This window comes from Gluconacetobacter azotocaptans (assembly GCF_014174355.1).
Lineage (GTDB): Bacteria > Pseudomonadota > Alphaproteobacteria > Acetobacterales > Acetobacteraceae > Gluconacetobacter > Gluconacetobacter azotocaptans.
In genome coordinates, this window is the sequence record NZ_JABEQF010000005.1 from 206,491 (window position 1) to 224,722 (window position 18,232).

Below are 18,232 nucleotides of genomic sequence, written 5' to 3' on the forward strand. Positions count from 1 at the left end.
ATGCGACTGGCCTCCGAACGCCCGAGTGTTCCCCGGCGTGCGCTAGACGCCGTAGACGGCGTTCCGGACGGCGTCGCAATAGGGGCCGGCCATTCCGGCCAGGGCCGTGTTGCTCATCATCACGATGGTCGTGCCCCGGGCGCGATCGACGATCCACTGATGGCCGTAGACTCCGCCCCAGGTGAATCCGCCACGCGAAACCGGCGTCCGCGCCTGCTCGGGGTCGTCCACCACCGCCGCGCCCAGGCCGAAGCGCATGCCCACGTTCATCGGCCCCATCGACACCTCGCCGATCGCGTTGCGCCCGAAGGCGGCCGCGCTGTCCGGCGACAGGATCGGGCCTCCACCCGTCCGCAGGGCTTCGAGGAAGCGCAGGAACTCGCCGGCGGTGCCGACCAGGCCGGCCCCGCCCGAGGGGTAGGAGGCCGGGTTCAGCACCCGGTCGGGCGCGAAGACGATTTCGCTGGTACGGCCATCGGACAGCAGTCGCGGCATGACATAGCGTTCGCCCATGGCGATGGGTGCCGGACGACCGTCGGCATAGGCCCCGGTCAGCAGGCCCGGCCCGGATACGGCAAAGCCGCTCTCGGTCCAGCCCAGCGGATCGCCGATATACTGCCGCACCAGTTCCGGCAGCGGCGCGTCACCCGCGCGTTCCAGCACGCCGCCCATGACGTCCAGCCCCAGGGAATATTGCCACCCCTCCCCTGGCGCGAAGGTCAGGGGCACCGACGCCAGGCGGGCCAGGTTATCGGCCAGCGTCATGCCCGGCTCGGCGATGCCGTCCGACACGCCCGCGCGGGCGTATGGATTGTCGTCGCGGGGAAAGGCGAAGCCATAGGACAGGCCCGACATATGGGTCAGCAGATGGTGCAGCGTGATGACCGGCACGGCGCCATCCGGGCCGGCCGGCCGAAAATCGGGCAGGAAGCGCGTCACCGGGTCGCCCGGTTCCAGCCGCCCGCGTTCCGCCAGCGCCAGGGTCAGGGCCGTGACCACCGGCTTGGTCAGCGAGGCCAGGCGCATCAGGGCGTCGCCACGCATCGGGACATCGGCCTCGCGGTCCGCAAGGCCGGCGGCACAGCGCACGACGACCGCGCCGTCCACCGCCACCAGGACCACCGCCCCGACCAGCCGGCCCCGCGCCACCGCCCCCTGCACGACCTGTTCGACCCGTTCCGCCATTCGGTCGATCGGCATGTTCCCGGACATCGCCTTCCCCTTCATTCCTGTTGGGACGCAGTCAACCGCCATCGCCCGTCATGAACAAGAGGACATGTCCCCGCAGCCGGTGCGCGGTTTTCACGACGCCCGGCCTTCTCTAGGGTATCGCGGTCATCAGGAGTTCCCACGCGATCATGACCGCCCGCCTGACCACCACCGCCCTCAGCCTCTCCCTTGCCCTGCTGGCCGTCGCACCGGCCCGGGCGGATACGATGCCGCACCTCGACGCCGCCCCGCCGCCGGCCGCACAGCCGGCGGCGCACGCCGAGGCACCGGTGCGCGCGACCCTGTCCAACGGGCTGCGCGTGGTGGTGGTACGCGACCGGCTGGCCCCCGTGGTCACGACCGAAATCAATTACCTGGTCGGCTCCAGCGCGGCCCCGAAGGGGTTTCCGGGTACCGCCCACGCGCTGGAACACATGATGTTCCGCGGCAGCAAGGGGCTGGACAAGGACCAGTTGGCGGCCATCGGCGCGCGGCTGGGCGGCAGCTACAACGCCGACACGACCGAGAACGTCACCCAGTATTACTACACCGCCCCCGCCGACGATCTGGGCGTGATCCTGCATATCGAGGCGCTGCGGATGCAGGGGCTGACCCTGGATGCGGCCGATTGGGACAAGGAACGCGGCGCGATCGAGCAGGAAGTCTCGCGCGACCTGTCCAGCCCCAGCTACCAGTACCTGTCGCGCCTGCAATCCATCCTGTTTACCGGCACGCCATACGAGCAGGACGCACTGGGCACCCGCCCGTCCTTCGAGAAGACGGACGCCGCCCTGCTGCGCGGCTTCTACGAAAAATGGTACGCGCCCAACAACGCCATCCTGATCATCGCCGGCGACGTCGACCCCGCCCGCGCCATCGACCAGGTGCGCGCCGCCTTCGGCGAGATCCCGCGCCGCACGCTGCCCGAACGGGCGCCGGTCCACCCCGGCCCGGTGACGGCGCAGACCCTGCATTTCCCCACCGACTATCCGGTCGGGCTGATTACCGTGGCGTGGCGCATGCCCGGCCTGACCGCGCGCGATTACGCGGCCGCCCAGATCCTGTCCGACGTGCTGTCCAGCCAGCGCGGGGCGCTGTACGACCTGGTGCCGGCCGGCAAGGCGCTGTTCGCGGGCTTCGAATTCGCCCCCAAGGCCGACGCCGGAATCGGCATCGCCATCGCCGCCTTCCCCAAGGAACAGGACCCGGCCCCGCTGCTGCATGAGGTCAACGTGATCCTGGCCACCATCCGCGACAAGGGCGTGCCGACCGATCTGGTCGAGGCCGCACGGCGCAAGGAACTGGCGCAGCTCAGCTTTTCCGCCAACAGCATCAGCGGACTGGCGGAAAACTGGTCGCAGGCGCTGGCGGTCATGGGGCTGAATTCGCCCGACGACCTCGCCGCCATGCTGAACGCGGTGACGCCTGCCGACGTCAACCGCCTGGCCCGCCAGATCCTGGATCCCGGCGAGGCGGTCACCGCGCTGCTGACGCCCGAGGACTCGGGCAAGCCGGTGACGGGCAAGGGCTTCGGGGGATCGGAATCCTTCGCCACTCCCCCCGACCATCCGGTACCCCTGCCCGACTGGGCGCGCACGGCGCTGACCAGCCTGTCCCTGCCGCCGTCCGTGACGCCGCCCTCGGTCTTCACCTATCCCAACGGGCTGCGCCTGATCGTGCAGCCCGCCCATGTCGGCCACACCGTGAATGTCTACGGCATGGTGCGGCAGAATGCCGACATGCAGGAACCGGCCGGGCAAGAAGGCATCGCCGCGATCACCGAGGATCTGTTCACCTATGGCACCCGCACCCTGGACCGCCTGGCGTTCCAGAAGGCGCTGGACGACATCGCCGCCACCGAAAGCGCCGGCCCCGGCTTCGGCCTGGCCGTGCTGACCCCCGATTTCGAGCGCGGCATGGAATTGCTGGCGGATAACGAACTGCACCCCGCCTTCCCCGATCGCGCCTTCCAGGTCGTGCGCATGCAGACGGCGCAGGCCCTGGCCGGCAGGTTGCGGACGCCCGATTACCTGTTCGGCCGCGCGGTCAAGGCCGCGGTGTCGCCGCCGCACGACCCCAGCCTGCGCCAGCCCGACCCGCAGAAGGTCATGCATCTGACCCTGGCCGACGTGCGGGCGTTCTATGCGGGCGCCTACCGCCCCGACCTGACCACCATCGTGGTCGCGGGCGACATCACCCCCGAGCGCGCGCAGCAGGTGGTGGGCCGGGATTTCGACGCCTGGACGGCTGCCGGCGGCGCAACCCCGGCCGTCGACCTGCCGACCCGCCCCGACAGCCGTGCGTCACGCACCCAGGTGCCCGACCACACCAGCGTGCAGGACACCGCGATGCTGGCCGAAAGCCTGGGCCTGACGGCGGCGCACGCCGATCATTTCGCCCTGACGGTGGGCAACGAGGTCCTGGGCGACGGTTTCTCGTCGCGACTGTACCGCGACCTGCGGGTCAGGACCGGATATGTCTATTCCGTCAGCAGCCGCTTTTCATGGTCGCGTAACCGGGGCGGGTACAGCATTTCGTTCGGCGCCGATCCCGACAAGGTCGGCAAGGCGCGTGACGCCGCCGTGCACGATGTCACGGCGATGCAGAACAACCCGGTCTCGGATGACGAACTGACCCTGGCCAAAGCCTCGCTGCTGCGCGGCCTGCCCCTGCAGCGCGCCAGCCTGGATTCGATCGCCGCCGAAGACCTGCATCTGGTCGATCTGGGCCTGCCGCTGGATACGCCGGACCGGGCGGCCAAGGCCTATTACGGCATGACGGCGGCGGCGGTGCAGGCCGCCTTCCGCACATGGATCCGCCCCCGTGACCTGGCCGAAATCGTCAAGGGGCCGGCCCGGTGATGTGACGGCAAGGGCCTCGGCCCTTGCCGGGCTCGGACCGGGCCCGACCTCCGTTCTGCACGCGGAACCCACCGACGCGCCCCGAGTTAGGCTCTGCGGACATGTGACGCGGCCCGATCGTGGCCCCGCACGCATGTCTCCAACCAACTCGGAGAGGGGGCGCCGTGCGCGAACGTCATCCCGCAAAGACATGCAGGCGGATCTTCGGCCTTGCCGCGACCTGCTCCCGCTTTTTGCTTCCCATCCTCTGTCTGACCGGTCTGGCGCCGGTCGCCGCCCCCGCACAGGCTACCCCGACAATGGCGGAGAGGCGGCTGTGCGGTGCGGCGCCGGTCTTCGACGACGAATTCGACAGTCCAAGCCTGTCGGCATGGACGCTGGGCGCCGCACACTGGATCACGCATACGCCATGGGGCGGCGATTTCGGCGATGCGCGCTTCACCGACCCCGGTCCGGGTTCGGCCTTCTCGGCCCGGGATGGGGTCCTGTCCATCACCGCGCGCAAGGACGCCCAGGGGCACTGGACATCGGGCCTTCTGGCGTCGGCGGACCGGGACGGCCACGGCTTCACGACCCTGTACGGCTATTTCGAAACGCGCGTGAAACTGCCCCCGGGCCCAGGCACATGGCCCGGTATATGGCTTAATGAAAGCACGCCGCCGAACTGGATGCGCCCGACCGTCGAGGTCGACACCATCGAATATTACGGCCAGTTCACCGACGCCTTTCATTCCACCGTCCATGTCTGGCCCGGACACTCCTCCGAGCCTCATGGGGGAGCCACGCAGTTGACCAGCGTACCGGCCCATTCGCTGGTCGATGGTTTCCATACCTACGGCACCCTGGTGACCCCGCGCTGGATCAGCTTCTATCTGGATCACAAGGAATTCTGGCGGACGCCGACGCCCCCGCAACATCGGCTGCCGTTCATGTTCCTGGTCAATCTGGCGCTCGGTTCCGGGTGGTCGATCGACAGGACCCCCAACCCGACGGCCATGCAGGTCGATTACGTGCGTGCCTATCGCCCCGCCGACCCCGAGGCGTTCGCACGCTGCCTGGCGGCCGGCGCCCCGCCGGGTGCCCCACGTTAAGCGAAGACAGGGGCAGGGCCCTGGCCCCCGACCATGGAACAAGCCGCCCCGTCGCGAGCAAAAAAAAAGGCGGTGCCGAAACCGGCACCGCCCTCTTTTCGTCCATGACGGACGGGATCAGCCTTCCGCGTTGCGACGACGGATCGCCGCACCCAGAATGTCGCCCAGCGAAGCGCCGCTGTCCGACGAGCCGTACTCGTTGATCGCCTGCTTGTCTTCCTCGACCTCGCGGCCGCGGATCGTCAGCGCCAGCTTGCGGGCCGCGCGATCGACCGAGACGATCTTCGCATCGACGCGCTCGCCAACCGCGAAACGCTCCGGACGCTGATCGGCCTTGTCGCGCGCCAGCTCGGCCCGGCGGATGAAGCCCGTCAGGACCTCGTCGACCTTGACCTCGATGCCGTTCGACTGGACGGCGGTCACGATGCAGGTCACGACCGCACCCTTCTGCACCTTGCCCAGCGCATCGGCGGCCGGATCTTCATGCAGCTGCTTGATGCCCAGCGAGATACGCTCTTTCTCGACGTCGACATCCAGCACCTTGGCCTGGACGACCTGACCCTTCTCGTAATGGGTCATGGCGACCTCGCCCGCCTCGTCCCAGGACAGGTCGGACATGTGGACCATGCCGTCGATGTCCGCGGACAGGCCGACGAAAAGCCCGAACTCGGTGATGTTGCGGATCTCGCCCTCGACCGTCGAGCCGATCTTGTGCTCTTCGGCGAACAGCTCCCACGGGTTGCGCTGCACCTGCTTCAGGCCCAGCGAGATGCGGCGCTTCGCGCTGTCCACATCCAGGACCATGACGTCGACTTCCTGCGAGGTCGCGACGATCTTGCCCGGATGGACGTTCTTCTTCGTCCAGGACATCTCGGAGACGTGCACCAGGCCCTCGACCCCCGGCTCCAGCTCGACGAACGCGCCGTAGTCGGTGATGTTGGTGACGCGGCCGGAATAGCGGGCGCCCGGCGGATACTTGATCGCCACGTTCTCCCACGGATCGGCCTCGAGCTGCTTCATGCCCAGCGAGATACGCTGCGTATCCGGGTTGAAGCGGATGACCTGCACGCGGACCGGCTGGCCGATCTGCAGGGCCTCGGACGGGTGGTTGATACGCTTCCACGCGATGTCGGTGACATGCAGCAGGCCGTCAACGCCGCCCAGGTCGACAAACGCACCGTAATCGGTGATGTTCTTGACCACGCCGTCGAGGATCATGCCTTCCTTCAGGCCCTGGATCAGCTCGCTGCGCTGCTCGGCGCGCGTCTCTTCCAGAACGGCGCGGCGCGACACGACGATGTTGCCGCGGGCGCGGTCCATCTTCAGGATCTGGAACGGCTGCGGCACGCCCATCAGCGGGGTGACATCGCGGACCGGACGGATATCGACCTGGCTGCCCGGCAGGAAGGCCATGGCGCCGCCCAGATCGACGGTGAAGCCACCCTTCACGCGCCCGTAGATCGTGCCGTTGACGCGCTGGTTGCCCTCGAACGCCTTTTCCAGGTTCGTCCAGGCTTCCTCGCGCCGCGCCTTCTCGCGCGACAGCACGATGGAACCGTCACGGTCCTCATAGCGCTCGACGAACAGCTCGATCACGTCGCCCGGCTTTACGTCCGGCGTCATGCCCGGCAGGCCGAATTCCTTGAGCGCCACGCGCCCTTCGCTCTTGAGGCCGACATCGACGATGGCGAATTCGTCGGTCAGGCGGACGACGCGGCCGGTGACGACCGAACCGTCGAACGCGGTGTCGCGGCCCAGGGTCTCGTCCAGAAGGGTCGCGAAATCCTCGCCGCCGAAATGATCGGTGGCGGATTGTAAGGTGGCTGAAGCCATATGTACCGTAAATCCCGTATCGGGTCCCGCGCGGGCGGAACACCGCAAGTCTTGCGCGCCGCCGATCGTGGACGGAACGACTTGCCCGGCTCTATCCACGACCCGTGTCGCGGCATGCCTGACGGCCGATGCAGACCACGCCGACCCCACCACGGGTTCCGGCGCGTGGACTCGCACAGACACCCTCAACCCCCGGCCTGTCAACAGAAACTGCCCGCCGCACGGCCTTTCGGCCGCAAAACCCGATCAACCCGTCTTGAGGTCCCCGGTCCGCTGGCGGACGATCCGCAGGGCCTCGTCCAGGACCTCGTCGGCGGTCATGTCGTCGGTGTCGATCCAGACCGCGTCGTCGGCGGCCCGCAGCGGCGCGACAGCACGGCTGGCATCGGCGTCGTCACGGGCCTGGAGCTGGGCCGCGACCTCGGCGATGCGGGCCGCGCGGTCCGGCGCCTCAAGGTCGGGCGCCATCTGTTCCCATCGCCGGCGCGCCCGCGCCTGGGTCGATGCCGTGACGAACAGCTTGACCGTCGCATCGGGGAAAATGACGGTGCCGATATCGCGCCCGTCCAGCACCCCGCCGCCGGCAATGGCGAAATTGCGCTGGGTGTCCACCAGGATCGCCCGCACCGCCTGCTGGGCCGCCACCAGGCTGGCGGCCCGATCGACTTCAGGCACCCGCAGGTCGTCGCGCTCCAGATCCGCCAGCCGGATCCCCCGCGCCTGGTCGTCGGCCGGATGGGTCGCCGGGTCCAGCCCGGCGTCGATCATGCGCCGCCCGACAGCGCGATACAGCAACCCGGTATCCAGGTAGGGCAGGCCCAGCGCCGCCGCCAGGCGTCGCGCCAGGGTCCCCTTTCCGGCGGCCGCCGGCCCGTCGATGGCAATCACCAGCGCCTTTTTCATGCCCCGAGGCCCGCGCCGATCCCGTTCATCAAGTCGATGAAGCCGGGGAAGCTGGTATCGATGAAGGCCGTGTCGTCCACGCCCACCGGCGCCGACGCGGCCAGGCCCAGAACGGTGGCGCTCATGGCCAGGCGGTGGTCCATGCGGGTCTCGACAACGCCGCCGCCCGGCACCGCGCCCCCGGTGCCGGTGACGATCATGTCGTCGCCCACGACCTGGACCGTCACGCCGTTACGCTCCAGCAGCGCCACGGTCGCGGCCAGGCGGTCGCTTTCCTTGACGCGCAATTCCTCCAGCCCCCGGAAGCGGGACGGGCCGGTGGCATGGGCGGCGGCGACCGCCAGGACCGGATATTCGTCGATCATCGACGGCGCGCGGTCGGCCGGCACGTCCACCCCGTGCAGCGGGCCGGCGATCGCGGTCAGGTCGCCCACCGGTTCGCCGCCCTCGATGCGTTCGTTCGACAGGCGCAGGTCGGCCCCCATCTCGCGCAGGGTGGTGAACAGGCCGGTCCGCAGCGGGTTCAGGCCGACGCCGCGCACCGTGACCGCCGACCCGGGCACAACCAGGCCCGCGACCAGCACGAACGCGGCCGAGGACGGGTCGCCGGGGACCACGACGTCCCGCGCCACCAGCTCCGGCCGACCGGCCAGCGTGATGGTGCGGCCGCCGGCGCCCAGCGGCTCGACCGTCACGTGGGCGCCGAAATGGCGCAGCATGTTTTCGGTGTGGTCGCGGGTGGCCACCGGCTCCTCGACCCGCGTGGTGCCGGCGGCATTCAGCCCGGCCAGCAGAACGGCCGATTTCACCTGCGCCGAGGCGACCGGCAGGCGATAGGACAGCGGCGCTGGATCGGCAACGCCGCGGATCGCCAGAGGCAGCCGCCCGCCGACCCGCGACAGGAAGGTCGCGCCGGTGGCCGCCAGGGGGTCCGTCACGCGCTTCATCGGGCGGCCGCGCAGGCTGGCGTCGCCGGTCATCACCGAAAAGATGCCGTGGCTGGCCAGGATGCCCGACAGCAGGCGCGCCGCCGTGCCGGAATTGCCCATATCCAGCACGTCGGCCGGTTCCTGCAACTGGCCGATGCCCCGGCCCGTCACGTGCCAGGCGCCGGGGCCGGTGCGGACGACCGTGGCGCCCAGCGCCCGCATGGCGTCGGCGGTGCGCAGCACGTCCTCGCCTTCCAGCAGGCCGGAAATATGCGTCTCGCCGCGGGCCAGCGCCGCGAACATCAGCGCGCGATGGCTGATCGACTTGTCACCCGGAACCGTGACGGCTCCGGAGAGGGGGGCGGCCGGCGCCTGAACGTTCAGCGGACGCGGGGACGGAGCATGCACGGTATCCATGGGGCCATCCAATTCCGGATTGTGGGCGGCGAAGTCAATTGCCCTCGCGACAAAAAAGAAGCCAAAGCGACGGGCATGGACCGATCATGGTTTGACAGCCGCTTCGCAAGCTGGCATGGGGCTGCGCCTTGTGCCGCTCTCCGTCGCATTTTTTGTCCAACAATATCAGGATCGACAGGTTCAAGATGGCCCAGCCTAATCTCGGCACCAAGCGCGTCTGTGTTTCCTGCAGCGCCCGTTTCTACGATCTGAACAAAAGCCCGGTCGTCTGCCCGAAATGCGGCACCGAGCAACCCGCGGACGTGCCCCGCATCCGCCGCGCGCCCGACCCGGCGGCCGCGACCCCGGTCAAGCCGAAGGATGACGATGCCGATACGGCCGTCGATCTCGATGCCGACGACGCCGATTCCGACGACGACGTGATGGAGGATACCTCCGACCTCGACGACGATGACGACGAGATCAGCGCCGACATCGACGTCAGCACCGATAACGACGAGAACGACAACTGACCGTCCACCCCGCCGCCCCCCACGGGGCCGGCGGGGCAGGACCCCTATCCCGGGTTGAGCACCGCCGGGCCGACCAGGACGCCGGCCATCCCCAGCCACTGGTGCATCGCCACGGGCTCGTGAATGACCAGCCCCGCCTGCAATACGGTCACCATGCTGGTCAGCGACGACGACGACAGATAGGCCCCCAGCCCGCGCCATAAATGGGCCGCCACGACCCGAGTCCCGCCACGCACATCGCGGCAGCGAAACCGGCGGGAAATCCCCGGCGCCGTAGAACAGGGCGGCGGAAAGACCCAGCAGAATCGCCGCCGTTACGGCGTGGGTCGCCGCCGTTCGATCTCGACCCCCACGGCGTCCAGGTCGTCGAAGATATCCAGCTTCTCGACCCGCACGCGCACCACCACCACGCGCTCGTCGGCCAGAACGCCGATGGCGATCCGTTCGGCCAGCGTCTCGACCAGGCGGACATGGCCCTCGGCGATGATCCGGCGCACCATCAGCACGATGCGTTCGTACGAGACGGTACGGCTCAGATCGTCGCGCCCGACCGTCAACCCCGGCTCGTCCACGACCCCGAACGAGATGTTGACCCGGATCCTCTGGGTCACGCCCTGTTCATGCGGATAGATGCCGATATTGGCGTCGAGCACCATGTCCTTGAGGAACACGCGGCGCAGCGGCGGCTGTTCGGGCCAGGCAGCAAAAATGGCCATTGCGGTGTGTCTTATTCCTCGGGGGCCAGGCCCGGACGCAGGGCCGGAGACCATTGCATGTGTTGCCCGCCATCCAGGGCAAGCATCTGTCCCGTCACCGACGGCAGGCACAGCAGCGCCATCGCCGCCCGCGCCACCTCGTCCGGCGAGGTTCCATGACCCAGCGGCACCGATGCGCATTGCCGGGCAAACTGTTCGGCCGACTGGCGCGGGCTGGGCAGCGCCGGGCCGGGCCCGATCGCGTTCACGCGGATCCGCCGGGGCGCCAGGGCCAGCGCCATGCTGCGCGTCAGGGTCCACAACGCCGATTTCGAGACGGTATAGCTGACGAAATGCGGCGTCAGCGACCACACCCGTTCGTCCAGCATGTTCAGCACCATGCCCTCGACGCCCTGGGGCAGATGGCGGGCGAAATCCTGCATCAGGACGAAGGGCGCGCGCAGGTTGGGCTCCAGATGTGCATCCCATCCGGCGCGGGTCGCATCGTCCCATTCGTCGCGTTCGAAGGTGCTGGCGTTGTTCACCAGCACGCCGACCGGCCCCAGCGCGTCGGCGGCCCGCGCCAGCAGGGGCGTGACCTCGGCCTCATGCGACAGGTCGGCGCGCAGCATGACGGCGCCCACGCCCCGGGCGGCGATGTCCGCCACCGTCCGGCGGGCTTCGTCCTCGGCCGAGCGATAATGGATAGCCACCGCAAAACCGGCATCCGCCAGCGCCAGCGCCATGGCCCGGCCAAGCCGGATCGCCCCGCCGGTCACGAAGGCGACGCGGGGAATGGAGGGGGGAATGGGCCACATGTTCATGCGTCTTTCAGGCCGGCCGGCGCGCCAGCAACGCCGCCGCCAGCGTGCCGTCGTCCAGGACGTCCAGGGCGCCGCCCATGGGTACGCCCTGCCCGACGCGGCTGACGGGCACGTCGAACCGCGCAAGGCGATCCTGCAGCCAGTGGCTGGTCGTCGCCCCCTCGACCGTGGCGCCGAGGGCCAGAATGACTTCCCGCACGCCGCCCTGTTCCAGCCGGACGAGCAGCGGGCCGACATTCAAATCGTCCGGCCCCAGTCCCGCCAGCGCCGACAGCGTTCCGCCCAGCACCTGGTAGACGCCGCGATGCACGCCCGCGCGCTCCAGCGCCCACAGGTCGCCCACGGTCTCGACCACGCAGACCAGCCCGCGATCGCGCACCGGGTCGGCACAGATGCCGCAGGGATCGCGCGTGTCCAGATTGCCGCAGCTGCTGCAGGTCTTCACCGCGCGCGCCGCCTGCTCCATCGCCTGCGCCAGCGGCAGCATGCGGGCCTGGGGCTGGCGCAGCAGGGCCAGCGCCGCGCGGCGGGCCGAACGCGGACCCAGCCCCGGCAGCCGCGCCAGCAGCGCGATCAGCCGTTCGATGTCCGTGCCGCCCATGCCGCCGCCCCTATGCCCCGCCGCGTTGTGGGATCAGAACGGAAATTTCAGGCCCGCCGGCAGGTTCATGCCACCGGTGACCTTCTTCATTTCCTCGGCCGCGCGTTCGTCCAGCTGCTTGCGCGCGTCGGCGCAGGCGGCGACCAGCAGGTCCTGCAGCATTTCCATTTCCGTGGGGTCGGCCAGCTTGGGGTCGATCTTCACCGCCTTGAGGTCGCCCTTGCCGTTGAGGGTGACGTTGACCATGCCGGCCCCGGCGCTGCCTTCGATCGTCATGCCTTCCAGCGTGCTCTGCATTTCTTCCATGCGCGCCTGCATCTGGGTCGCCTGCTTCATCAGGCCGGCTAGATTCTTCATCGGTGTCGTCTCCTCACCTGTCGTCGTTCATGTCGAGGTCGTCCTCATCCACCAGATCGGCGTCGAGGGGCGCGAATTCCAGATCCGGCGCCAGCACGGCAGATGCCGCCTCTTCGGGCGGCAGGCCGTAATCGTCAAGGGAATGATCGGTCACGGCGCCAAGGCGGGCATCGGGAAAGCGCGCGAAAATAGCCCGCACCAGCGGATGGGCCTCGGCCGCCGCGCGGTGGAACTGGATGATTTCCGCCCCCTGCTCGGCCAGCGTCGGCTTGCCCTGCTCGGTCGAGGCCCGGACCTCCCACGCCACATCGGTCTCGCGTCGCAGCAGGGTCTCCAGCCGGCGGGTCAGGCCCGGCAGGCCGGCCCGGTCCACCCGAAGGTCGATCCGTGGTGGCGTAAAGGCGACCAGATGCGTGGAATGGCGCAGATGGCCGTGCAGCATCGCATCCTTGCCCGAAACGAACGCCACGGTTTCGCGCCATGTCGTCAGCACGGGGGAAGACGGCTCGGGTTCGGGCTCGGGGACCGGCTCCGGCGCGACCAGGTCCTGCGGTTCGGCGGGCGACAGGTCGGCCACGCGCACGCCGCCGTTGGCGACCATCCGCAACCCGCCATGCGCCGTGACGGGAATCCCGCCCTGAGGTCCGCTGTCCGCGGTCGTAGCCATCCCCGCGGCACCGACCGCGGGTCCACCCGCCGAAGCGGGCGCGCCCGACACCATCGGCCCGGCCGCGCCCGCGCCGTCCTTGCCGGTCAGGCGACGCACCAGGTCACCCGGCGGCGGCAGGTCGGCCACATAGCACAGGCGGATCAGGATCATTTCGGCCGCTTCACGCCGGTCGGGCGCCATCTCGATTTCCGACAGGCCCTTCAGCAGCATCTGCCACGTCCGCCCCAGCACGGGCACAGACAGGCGGTCGGCCAGCGCACCGCCGCGCGCGCGCTCGGCCTCCGGCAGTTCGGTACCGTGCCGCAACGCCGGCAGAGCCTTGAGGCGCGAGACCGTGTGGACCAGTTCCAGCACATCGCCCAGCATGACGCCCAGATCGGCGCCCCGGGCATGGGCCTCGTCGGTGATGGCCAGCGCCTGGTCGGGCCGGCCGGCCAGTACGGCGTCCAGCAGGTCGAACACCCGCCCCCGGTCGGCCAGGCCCAGCATGTCGCTGACCAGATCGGCCTCGATCGGGACATGTGCCCCATCGGTGTCGTGTGTCTGCGCGCCCTGCGCAATGGCCTGGTCCAGCAGCGACAGGCCGTCGCGCACCGACCCGTCCGCCGCCCGCGCGATCAGCGCCAGCGCATCGGGCGTGCAGGCGACGCCTTCGGCCTGCGCGATGCGGCCGAAATGGGCGGCCAGATCGGCCTGCGGCACGCGGCGCAGGTCGAACCGCTGGCAGCGCGACAGGACGGTCACCGGCACTTTGCGCAATTCGGTGGTGGCGAAGACGAACGTCACCTGCGCCGGCGGCTCCTCCAGCGTCTTGAGCAACGCATTGAAGGCGTTGCGCGACAGCATATGGACCTCATCGATGATGAAGACCTTCATCCGTCCCTGCATGGGGCGGAATCGCGTCGCCTCGATGATTTCGCGCACGTCGTCCACGCCGGTGCGCGAGGCCGCGTCCATTTCCAGCACGTCGGGATGGCGGTCGGCCAGAATGGCCACGCAATTGGCGCAGACCCCGCACGGATCGGCCGTCGGGCCACCGGTGCCATCCGGCCCGACGCAGTTCAGGGCCCGGGCGATGATGCGCGCCGTCGTGGTCTTGCCCACCCCGCGCACGCCCGTCAGCATGAAGGCATGCGCCACCCGCCCCAGGGCGAAAGCATTGCGCAGGATCCGCACCGTCGAATCCTGGCCGATCAGATCGTCGAGGGTGGCCGGCCGGTATTTGCGCGCCAGCACGCGATAAGGAACGGGCGCCGAGGCAGGGGGCGCAGTCGCAACGGTGGGCGCGGATGTGGGGGCAGACGCGTCGCCGAACAGGCCGGGGCCGTCATCGGGCGGCGGCGCGGGCAGATCGTCCGCCTCGGCGCGATCCTGGTCCGACGAAACGGTCATTTATGCTTCCGGGCAGATGTCAACGCCAGGCCCGGCCTGGCGGCGCGGGCGGGGATATGTTTCCCGGGGTGGGAGACCGGACTGATGACCCGGGCGAAACTCACTGCGGCTGCTTCCTTCCGGACCTGACCGGGTTGGCAAGGCGCCCGTCCATAGCCGGTCTCCCGGCGCCTTCTTAACACGCAACCGGGTGTCGGGCACAAGAGGGGAGGACAAGGAAAAGAGGCAGGCCATGACCATCACCCCCTATGCGCCCCCCGCGAGAGGCGGGAACTTCTATTCCGGCAGTCCCGTCGACCGCGCGGCGCACCATCGTGCGGACGCGGCCCGAATCGCGCTCTATCTCGTCGGCGCCAATACGCTGTTCGTGCCCTGCTGGCGCGGGCTGCATCTGGTCGTCAGGGACCGCGACGACCGGGCGCGGATCGAACTGCCCACCCGGCGCGATACGCTGATGACACCCGAAATCCTCGAGTCGGCCGACTGGATCTTCCTGGGCTATCTGGATGAACGCCCGCTCTTTGTCCTGGATCTCAGCCTGATGGAGCAGCCGGAACTGCTGTTCCCCCGGGCGCGCGGCCGGTTCATGGAACTGCGCCCGCTGGCCAGCCTGCTGCCGCCCGACGAGGCGGCCATCCTGGCCCAGGCGCGGGGCCTCGTGCACTGGCGCAACGCCACGCGCTTCTGCGGCGCGTGCGGCGCGCCCAACCAGGCCGACCAGGCCGGCCATCGCCTGGTCTGCACGGCCGATCCCGCCCACCTGCATTTCCCCCGCACCGACCCCGTGGTCATCATGCTGGTGCAACGGCAGGACCGCGTCCTTCTGGCGCGCGGCGTCCGCTTCGGCCCCGAAAGCCGCACACTGTCGGCCCTGGCCGGATTCGTCGAACCCGGCGAAACGCCCGAGGAAGCCGTCGCCCGCGAGGTGCTGGAGGAAACGGGCGTCCAGGTCGGGGAGATCCGCTATCACTCGTCCCAGCCCTGGCCGTATCCCGGTACGCTGATGCTGGCCTTCACCGCCACAGCCGCCGACGACGCGCTGCGTCTGGACCCCGACGAAATCGTCGAGGCCCGATGGCTGACCCGCGACGACATCCGCAACCATGCCGCCCTGGGCTTCACCTTGCCGGCGTCCACCACCATCGCCCGGCGCATGATCGACGACTGGCTGGCCGGCGCCCCATAAGAAGGCCGGGTTCTGCCCGAACCCGGCAAGGGCCGAAGCCCTTGCGCTTACTCGCCGACGGCCGCCCCACCCGCATGGCGACGGTCGAAGCCGCCGTAATAGCGCGCCGCCCCCCGTTCGCCGAGGCGCGGACCGCCGACCAGAATCCCCTCGGCCACGCCCCACGGAGCATGGGGGGCGATCTCGTAGCCCTCGTGCGTCAGGGTCTGGGCGACATCGTCCGTCAAGGCGCCCTGCTCCACCTCGACATGCGAAGGCTGCCATTGCTCGTGGATGCGGGGCAGATCGATCGCCTGCTGGATGTCCAGCCCGTAATCGACCACGCCCAGGATCGCGGACAGGACGATCGTGGGAATCCGCGACCCGCCGGGGCTGCCGATGACCATGACGACCTTGCCGTCACGCGACAGGATGGTGGGCGACATGGACGACAGCGGCGTCTTGCCGGGCGCAATCTCGTTGGCGCGGCTGCCGACGATGCCGAACATGTTGGGCACGCCGGGACGGGACGAGAAATCGTCCATCTCGTCATTCATAAAGATCCCGGTGTCGCCGCCCATGACCTTGGCGCCGAACCAGCCGTTCAGCGTATAGGTCACCGACACCGCCAGCCCTTTGCTGTCCGCGACCGAGAACTGGGTCGTCTCATGCTTTTCCGGCTGCGCCGTGCCCGGACGCAGCGAATCGGACGCTACCGCCCGGTCGGTCGGGATCCCGTCGCGGATCTGCCGGGCATAGGCCGGGTCGATCAGATGCGTGACCGGATTGTGGACAAAGGCCGGGTCGCCCAGGTCCTGGCGGTCGGCATAGGCATGACGCATGGCCTCCACCTCACGCTGGACGGCGGGGGCGGTATGCAGCCCCAGCGCATGCATGTCGTAGCCCGACAGGATGTTCAGGATCTCGCACAGCGCGACGCCGCCGCCGCTGGGCGGGGGCGCGGTGTCGACACGATAGCCGCGATAGGAACAGGTCAGCGGCGCCATCACGCGCGGGGCATATTTGCGGAAATCGTCGGCCTGCAGGATGGCGCCCCCGGCCCGGCCGGCACGCAGGATCTCGTCGGCGATCGGGCCGCGATAGAAGGCATCGACGCCGTCGCGCGCAATCAGCGACAGGGTCCGGGCCAGATTGGCCTGCACCAGCCGGTCGCCGGGCACCAGCGGCGTGCCGTCGGGACGCAGGAAGATCTTCCGGGCCTCGGCGTCACGCGCGAAATCGGCGGTCGAGGTGTCCAGCAGCTGAACGTCGCCTTCGGCCAGGACGAAACCATCCCGCGCCAGGGCGATGGCCGGCGCCATGACCTGCTGGCGCGACAGCCGCCCCCAGCGATGCAGGATCAGGTCCATCCCCGCGACGGTGCCGGGCACGCCCACCGCCTTCCAGCCGGTGATCGACAGGCCCGGAATCACGTTGCCCTTCGCATCCTGGAACATCGTGGCGGTCGCGGCCAGCGGCGCATGTTCGCGGAAATCGACGAACTGCATCCGGCCGTCCGGCGTGCGCAGGGTCATGAACCCACCGCCGCCGATATTCCCCGCCGCCGGATAGACCACGGCCAGCGCGTACGCCACCGCCACCGCCGCATCCACCGCGTTGCCACCCTGCGCCAGGATCCGCGCCCCGGCCTCGGACGCCAGATGCTGCGCCGACACCACCATGCCATGCTGGCCGGCGGCCGGCGCCAGCGGGGCCACCGCGACCGGCCCGCCGCCGAAGGTCAGGACGTCGCCCTGCGGGGCGGGTGCCGAGGGCGACACCGACGCCGCCATCGCGGGCAGTGCCCCGCCGGCCAGCATCGACCCCGCCAGCATGCAGGCGGCCAGGCGCCGTCGCAGGATGGAATACCGCATCATGTTCCCTTCGATCTGATGATGTGTGCCCGGACAGGCGCGGCCGTCATCCGGCCGTGTCGTAGGGCGGCTTGTCGAGGCCGGCGGGCGAAAGCGTGAAGACCTCGCACCCCTCGTCGGTGACGCCCAGCATATGCTCGAACTGGGCCGACAGCGAACGGTCGCGCGTGACGGCTGTCCAGCCGTCATCCAGCACCTTCACGTCCGGGCGGCCGCCATTCAGCATGGGTTCGATGGTGAAGAACATGCCCGGTCGCAGCACCAGCCCCTGCCCCGGTCGCCCGTAATGCAGCACGTTCGGCGCGGCGTGGAACGTCCGGCCGATGCCATGGCCGCAGAAATCGCGCACCACCGAGAAACGATGGGATTCGGCAAAGGTCTGGATGGCGTATCCGATATCGCCCAGCGTCTTGCCGGGGCGGACCTGCTCGATGCCCACCATCAGCGCCTTGTACGTCACGTCGATCAGCTTCTCGGCCTTCCGGGGCACCGGACCGACCGTGTACATGCGGCTGGTATCGCCGAACCAGCCATCCAGGATCACCGTGACGTCGATGTTCAGGATATCGCCGTCCTGCAACTGGCGCTCGCCCGGGATGCCGTGGCAGACGACATGGTTGAGGGAAATGCAGCTGGATTTCGGATAGCCGCGATAGCCCAGCGTGGCCGGCGTCGCCCCGTGATCGAGCATGAAGTCGTGGATCAGGCGATCCAGGGCATCGGTCGTGACGCCGGCCGTGACGTGCGGCACGATCATGTCCAGCGTGCGGGCCGCAAGCTGGCCCGCCGCGCGCATGCCGACGAAATCCTCCGGCGTATGAAGAATAACCCGCCTTGCGTCCGTGTCGCCGTCCATATCGATGCCCCTCGCTATCCTATCCAGCCGCCGGAACGGCATC

General features: G+C 69.3%; 16 protein-coding genes and 1 other RNA gene. 4 read left to right on the top strand and 13 right to left on the bottom strand.

All coding sequences use genetic code 11. The features are described from left to right. Positions 1–42 precede the first annotated feature (42 nt). Positions 43–1,200 carry a serine hydrolase domain-containing protein gene (locus HLH34_RS08600; RefSeq protein WP_244959772.1) on the bottom strand — a complete coding sequence of 386 codons (1,158 nt, stop codon included), beginning with the start codon at positions 1,198–1,200 and terminating at the stop codon, positions 43–45. Positions 1,201–1,358: 158 nt separating this feature from the next. Here HLH34_RS08600 and HLH34_RS08605 point away from each other — a divergent pair, with 158 nt between their 5' ends. Together HLH34_RS08605 and HLH34_RS08610 are read left to right on the top strand one after the other, a co-directional pair. Beyond that, entirely contained in the window at positions 1,359–4,070 is a 2,712-nt protein-coding gene (locus HLH34_RS08605) for a M16 family metallopeptidase (RefSeq protein ID WP_183119164.1), read from the top strand. Positions 4,071–4,369: 299 nt separating this feature from the next. Next, positions 4,370–5,161 carry a glycoside hydrolase family 16 protein gene (locus HLH34_RS08610; RefSeq protein WP_183119165.1) on the top strand — a complete coding sequence of 264 codons (792 nt, stop codon included), beginning with the start codon at positions 4,370–4,372 and terminating at the stop codon, positions 5,159–5,161. Positions 5,162–5,278: 117 nt separating this feature from the next. Here the strand turns inward: HLH34_RS08610 and rpsA are convergent, their stop codons facing one another. From rpsA to aroA, 3 genes are all read right to left on the bottom strand, one after another. After that, the gene (gene rpsA / locus HLH34_RS08615) at positions 5,279–6,994 is read right to left on the bottom strand and encodes a 30S ribosomal protein S1 (RefSeq protein ID WP_183119166.1); all 1,716 of its coding nucleotides are present in this window, start codon (positions 6,992–6,994) and stop codon (positions 5,279–5,281) included. Between the two features lie 246 nt (positions 6,995–7,240). After that, positions 7,241–7,897: a (d)CMP kinase gene (locus tag HLH34_RS08620; protein ID WP_183119167.1), complete on the bottom strand. Its 657-nt coding sequence runs from the start codon at positions 7,895–7,897 to the stop codon at positions 7,241–7,243. Then, positions 7,894–9,243: a 3-phosphoshikimate 1-carboxyvinyltransferase gene (aroA, locus tag HLH34_RS08625; RefSeq protein WP_183119168.1), complete on the bottom strand. Its 1,350-nt coding sequence runs from the start codon at positions 9,241–9,243 to the stop codon at positions 7,894–7,896. Before aroA ends, HLH34_RS08620 begins: the two co-directional genes overlap by 4 nt. Before the next feature lie 185 nt (positions 9,244–9,428). Here aroA and HLH34_RS08630 point away from each other — a divergent pair, with 185 nt between their 5' ends. Next, positions 9,429–9,755 (top strand): TIGR02300 family protein, encoded by a 327-nt coding sequence (locus tag HLH34_RS08630; RefSeq protein ID WP_183119169.1) that lies wholly within the window; start codon positions 9,429–9,431, stop codon positions 9,753–9,755. A 44-nt stretch (positions 9,756–9,799) separates the two neighbouring features. Here the strand turns inward: HLH34_RS08630 and HLH34_RS08635 are convergent, their stop codons facing one another. The 7 genes from HLH34_RS08635 to ffs all read right to left on the bottom strand — a co-directional run bounded on the left by HLH34_RS08635 (position 9,800) and on the right by ffs (position 14,459). Then, entirely contained in the window at positions 9,800–9,970 is a 171-nt protein-coding gene (locus HLH34_RS08635) for a hypothetical protein (RefSeq protein WP_183119170.1), read from the bottom strand. A gap of 99 nt (positions 9,971–10,069) precedes the next feature. Further along, entirely contained in the window at positions 10,070–10,471 is a 402-nt protein-coding gene (folB, locus tag HLH34_RS08640; RefSeq protein WP_183119171.1) for a dihydroneopterin aldolase, read from the bottom strand. 11 nt (positions 10,472–10,482) lie between these two features. Continuing rightward, positions 10,483–11,268, bottom strand: a complete 786-nt coding sequence (locus HLH34_RS08645) for an SDR family oxidoreductase (protein ID WP_373318677.1) — start codon at positions 11,266–11,268, stop codon at positions 10,483–10,485. A 13-nt stretch (positions 11,269–11,281) separates the two neighbouring features. Next, the gene (gene recR / locus HLH34_RS08650; protein ID WP_183119173.1) at positions 11,282–11,875 is read right to left on the bottom strand and encodes a recombination mediator RecR; all 594 of its coding nucleotides are present in this window, start codon (positions 11,873–11,875) and stop codon (positions 11,282–11,284) included. Between the two features lie 33 nt (positions 11,876–11,908). Beyond that, on the bottom strand, positions 11,909–12,232 hold the full coding sequence (locus HLH34_RS08655; RefSeq protein ID WP_183119174.1) for a YbaB/EbfC family nucleoid-associated protein: 324 nt from the start codon (positions 12,230–12,232) through the stop codon (positions 11,909–11,911). A 13-nt stretch (positions 12,233–12,245) separates the two neighbouring features. Further along, positions 12,246–14,294, bottom strand: coding sequence for a DNA polymerase III subunit gamma/tau (locus tag HLH34_RS08660; RefSeq protein WP_183119175.1), 2,049 nt, complete (start codon positions 14,292–14,294; stop codon positions 12,246–12,248). A 68-nt stretch (positions 14,295–14,362) separates the two neighbouring features. Further along, positions 14,363–14,459: signal recognition particle sRNA small type (ffs, locus tag HLH34_RS08665), an RNA gene on the bottom strand. Positions 14,460–14,526: 67 nt separating this feature from the next. Here ffs and nudC point away from each other — a divergent pair. Continuing rightward, positions 14,527–15,480: an NAD(+) diphosphatase gene (nudC, locus tag HLH34_RS08670; protein ID WP_183119176.1), complete on the top strand. Its 954-nt coding sequence runs from the start codon at positions 14,527–14,529 to the stop codon at positions 15,478–15,480. Positions 15,481–15,527: 47 nt separating this feature from the next. On the opposite strand, the gene ggt is transcribed toward nudC, so the two are convergent. Both ggt and map read right to left on the bottom strand, forming a co-directional pair. After that, positions 15,528–17,294 carry a gamma-glutamyltransferase gene (ggt, locus tag HLH34_RS08675; RefSeq protein WP_183119325.1) on the bottom strand — a complete coding sequence of 589 codons (1,767 nt, stop codon included), beginning with the start codon at positions 17,292–17,294 and terminating at the stop codon, positions 15,528–15,530. Between the two features lie 85 nt (positions 17,295–17,379). Further along, complete coding sequence (map, locus tag HLH34_RS08680) at positions 17,380–18,189, bottom strand: type I methionyl aminopeptidase (protein WP_183119177.1); 810 nt, start codon at positions 18,187–18,189, stop codon at positions 17,380–17,382. Between the last annotated feature and the right edge of the window lie 43 nt (positions 18,190–18,232).

Excerpts from the sequence above, each read along its gene's own strand:
- ggt (WP_183119325.1), bottom strand. The coding sequence starts at position 17,294 with ATGCTGGCGGGGTCGATGCTGGCCGGCGGGGCACTGCCCGCGATGGCG.
- HLH34_RS08660 (WP_183119175.1), bottom strand. The coding sequence starts at position 14,294 with ATGACCGTTTCGTCGGACCAGGATCGCGCCGAGGCGGACGATCTGCCC.
- HLH34_RS08605 (WP_183119164.1), top strand. The coding sequence starts at position 1,359 with ATGACCGCCCGCCTGACCACCACCGCCCTCAGCCTCTCCCTTGCCCTG.
- HLH34_RS08630 (WP_183119169.1), top strand. The coding sequence starts at position 9,429 with ATGGCCCAGCCTAATCTCGGCACCAAGCGCGTCTGTGTTTCCTGCAGC.
- rpsA (WP_183119166.1), bottom strand. The coding sequence starts at position 6,994 with ATGGCTTCAGCCACCTTACAATCCGCCACCGATCATTTCGGCGGCGAG.
- HLH34_RS08600 (WP_244959772.1), bottom strand. The coding sequence starts at position 1,200 with ATGCCGATCGACCGAATGGCGGAACGGGTCGAACAGGTCGTGCAGGGG.
- HLH34_RS08655 (WP_183119174.1), bottom strand. The coding sequence starts at position 12,232 with ATGAAGAATCTAGCCGGCCTGATGAAGCAGGCGACCCAGATGCAGGCG.
- HLH34_RS08610 (WP_183119165.1), top strand. The coding sequence starts at position 4,370 with ATGGCGGAGAGGCGGCTGTGCGGTGCGGCGCCGGTCTTCGACGACGAA.
- HLH34_RS08620 (WP_183119167.1), bottom strand. The coding sequence starts at position 7,897 with ATGAAAAAGGCGCTGGTGATTGCCATCGACGGGCCGGCGGCCGCCGGA.
- folB (WP_183119171.1), bottom strand. The coding sequence starts at position 10,471 with ATGGCCATTTTTGCTGCCTGGCCCGAACAGCCGCCGCTGCGCCGCGTG.
- aroA (WP_183119168.1), bottom strand. The coding sequence starts at position 9,243 with ATGGATACCGTGCATGCTCCGTCCCCGCGTCCGCTGAACGTTCAGGCG.
- nudC (WP_183119176.1), top strand. The coding sequence starts at position 14,527 with ATGACCATCACCCCCTATGCGCCCCCCGCGAGAGGCGGGAACTTCTAT.
- map (WP_183119177.1), bottom strand. The coding sequence starts at position 18,189 with ATGGACGGCGACACGGACGCAAGGCGGGTTATTCTTCATACGCCGGAG.
- recR (WP_183119173.1), bottom strand. The coding sequence starts at position 11,875 with ATGGGCGGCACGGACATCGAACGGCTGATCGCGCTGCTGGCGCGGCTG.
- HLH34_RS08645 (WP_373318677.1), bottom strand. The coding sequence starts at position 11,268 with ATGTGGCCCATTCCCCCCTCCATTCCCCGCGTCGCCTTCGTGACCGGC.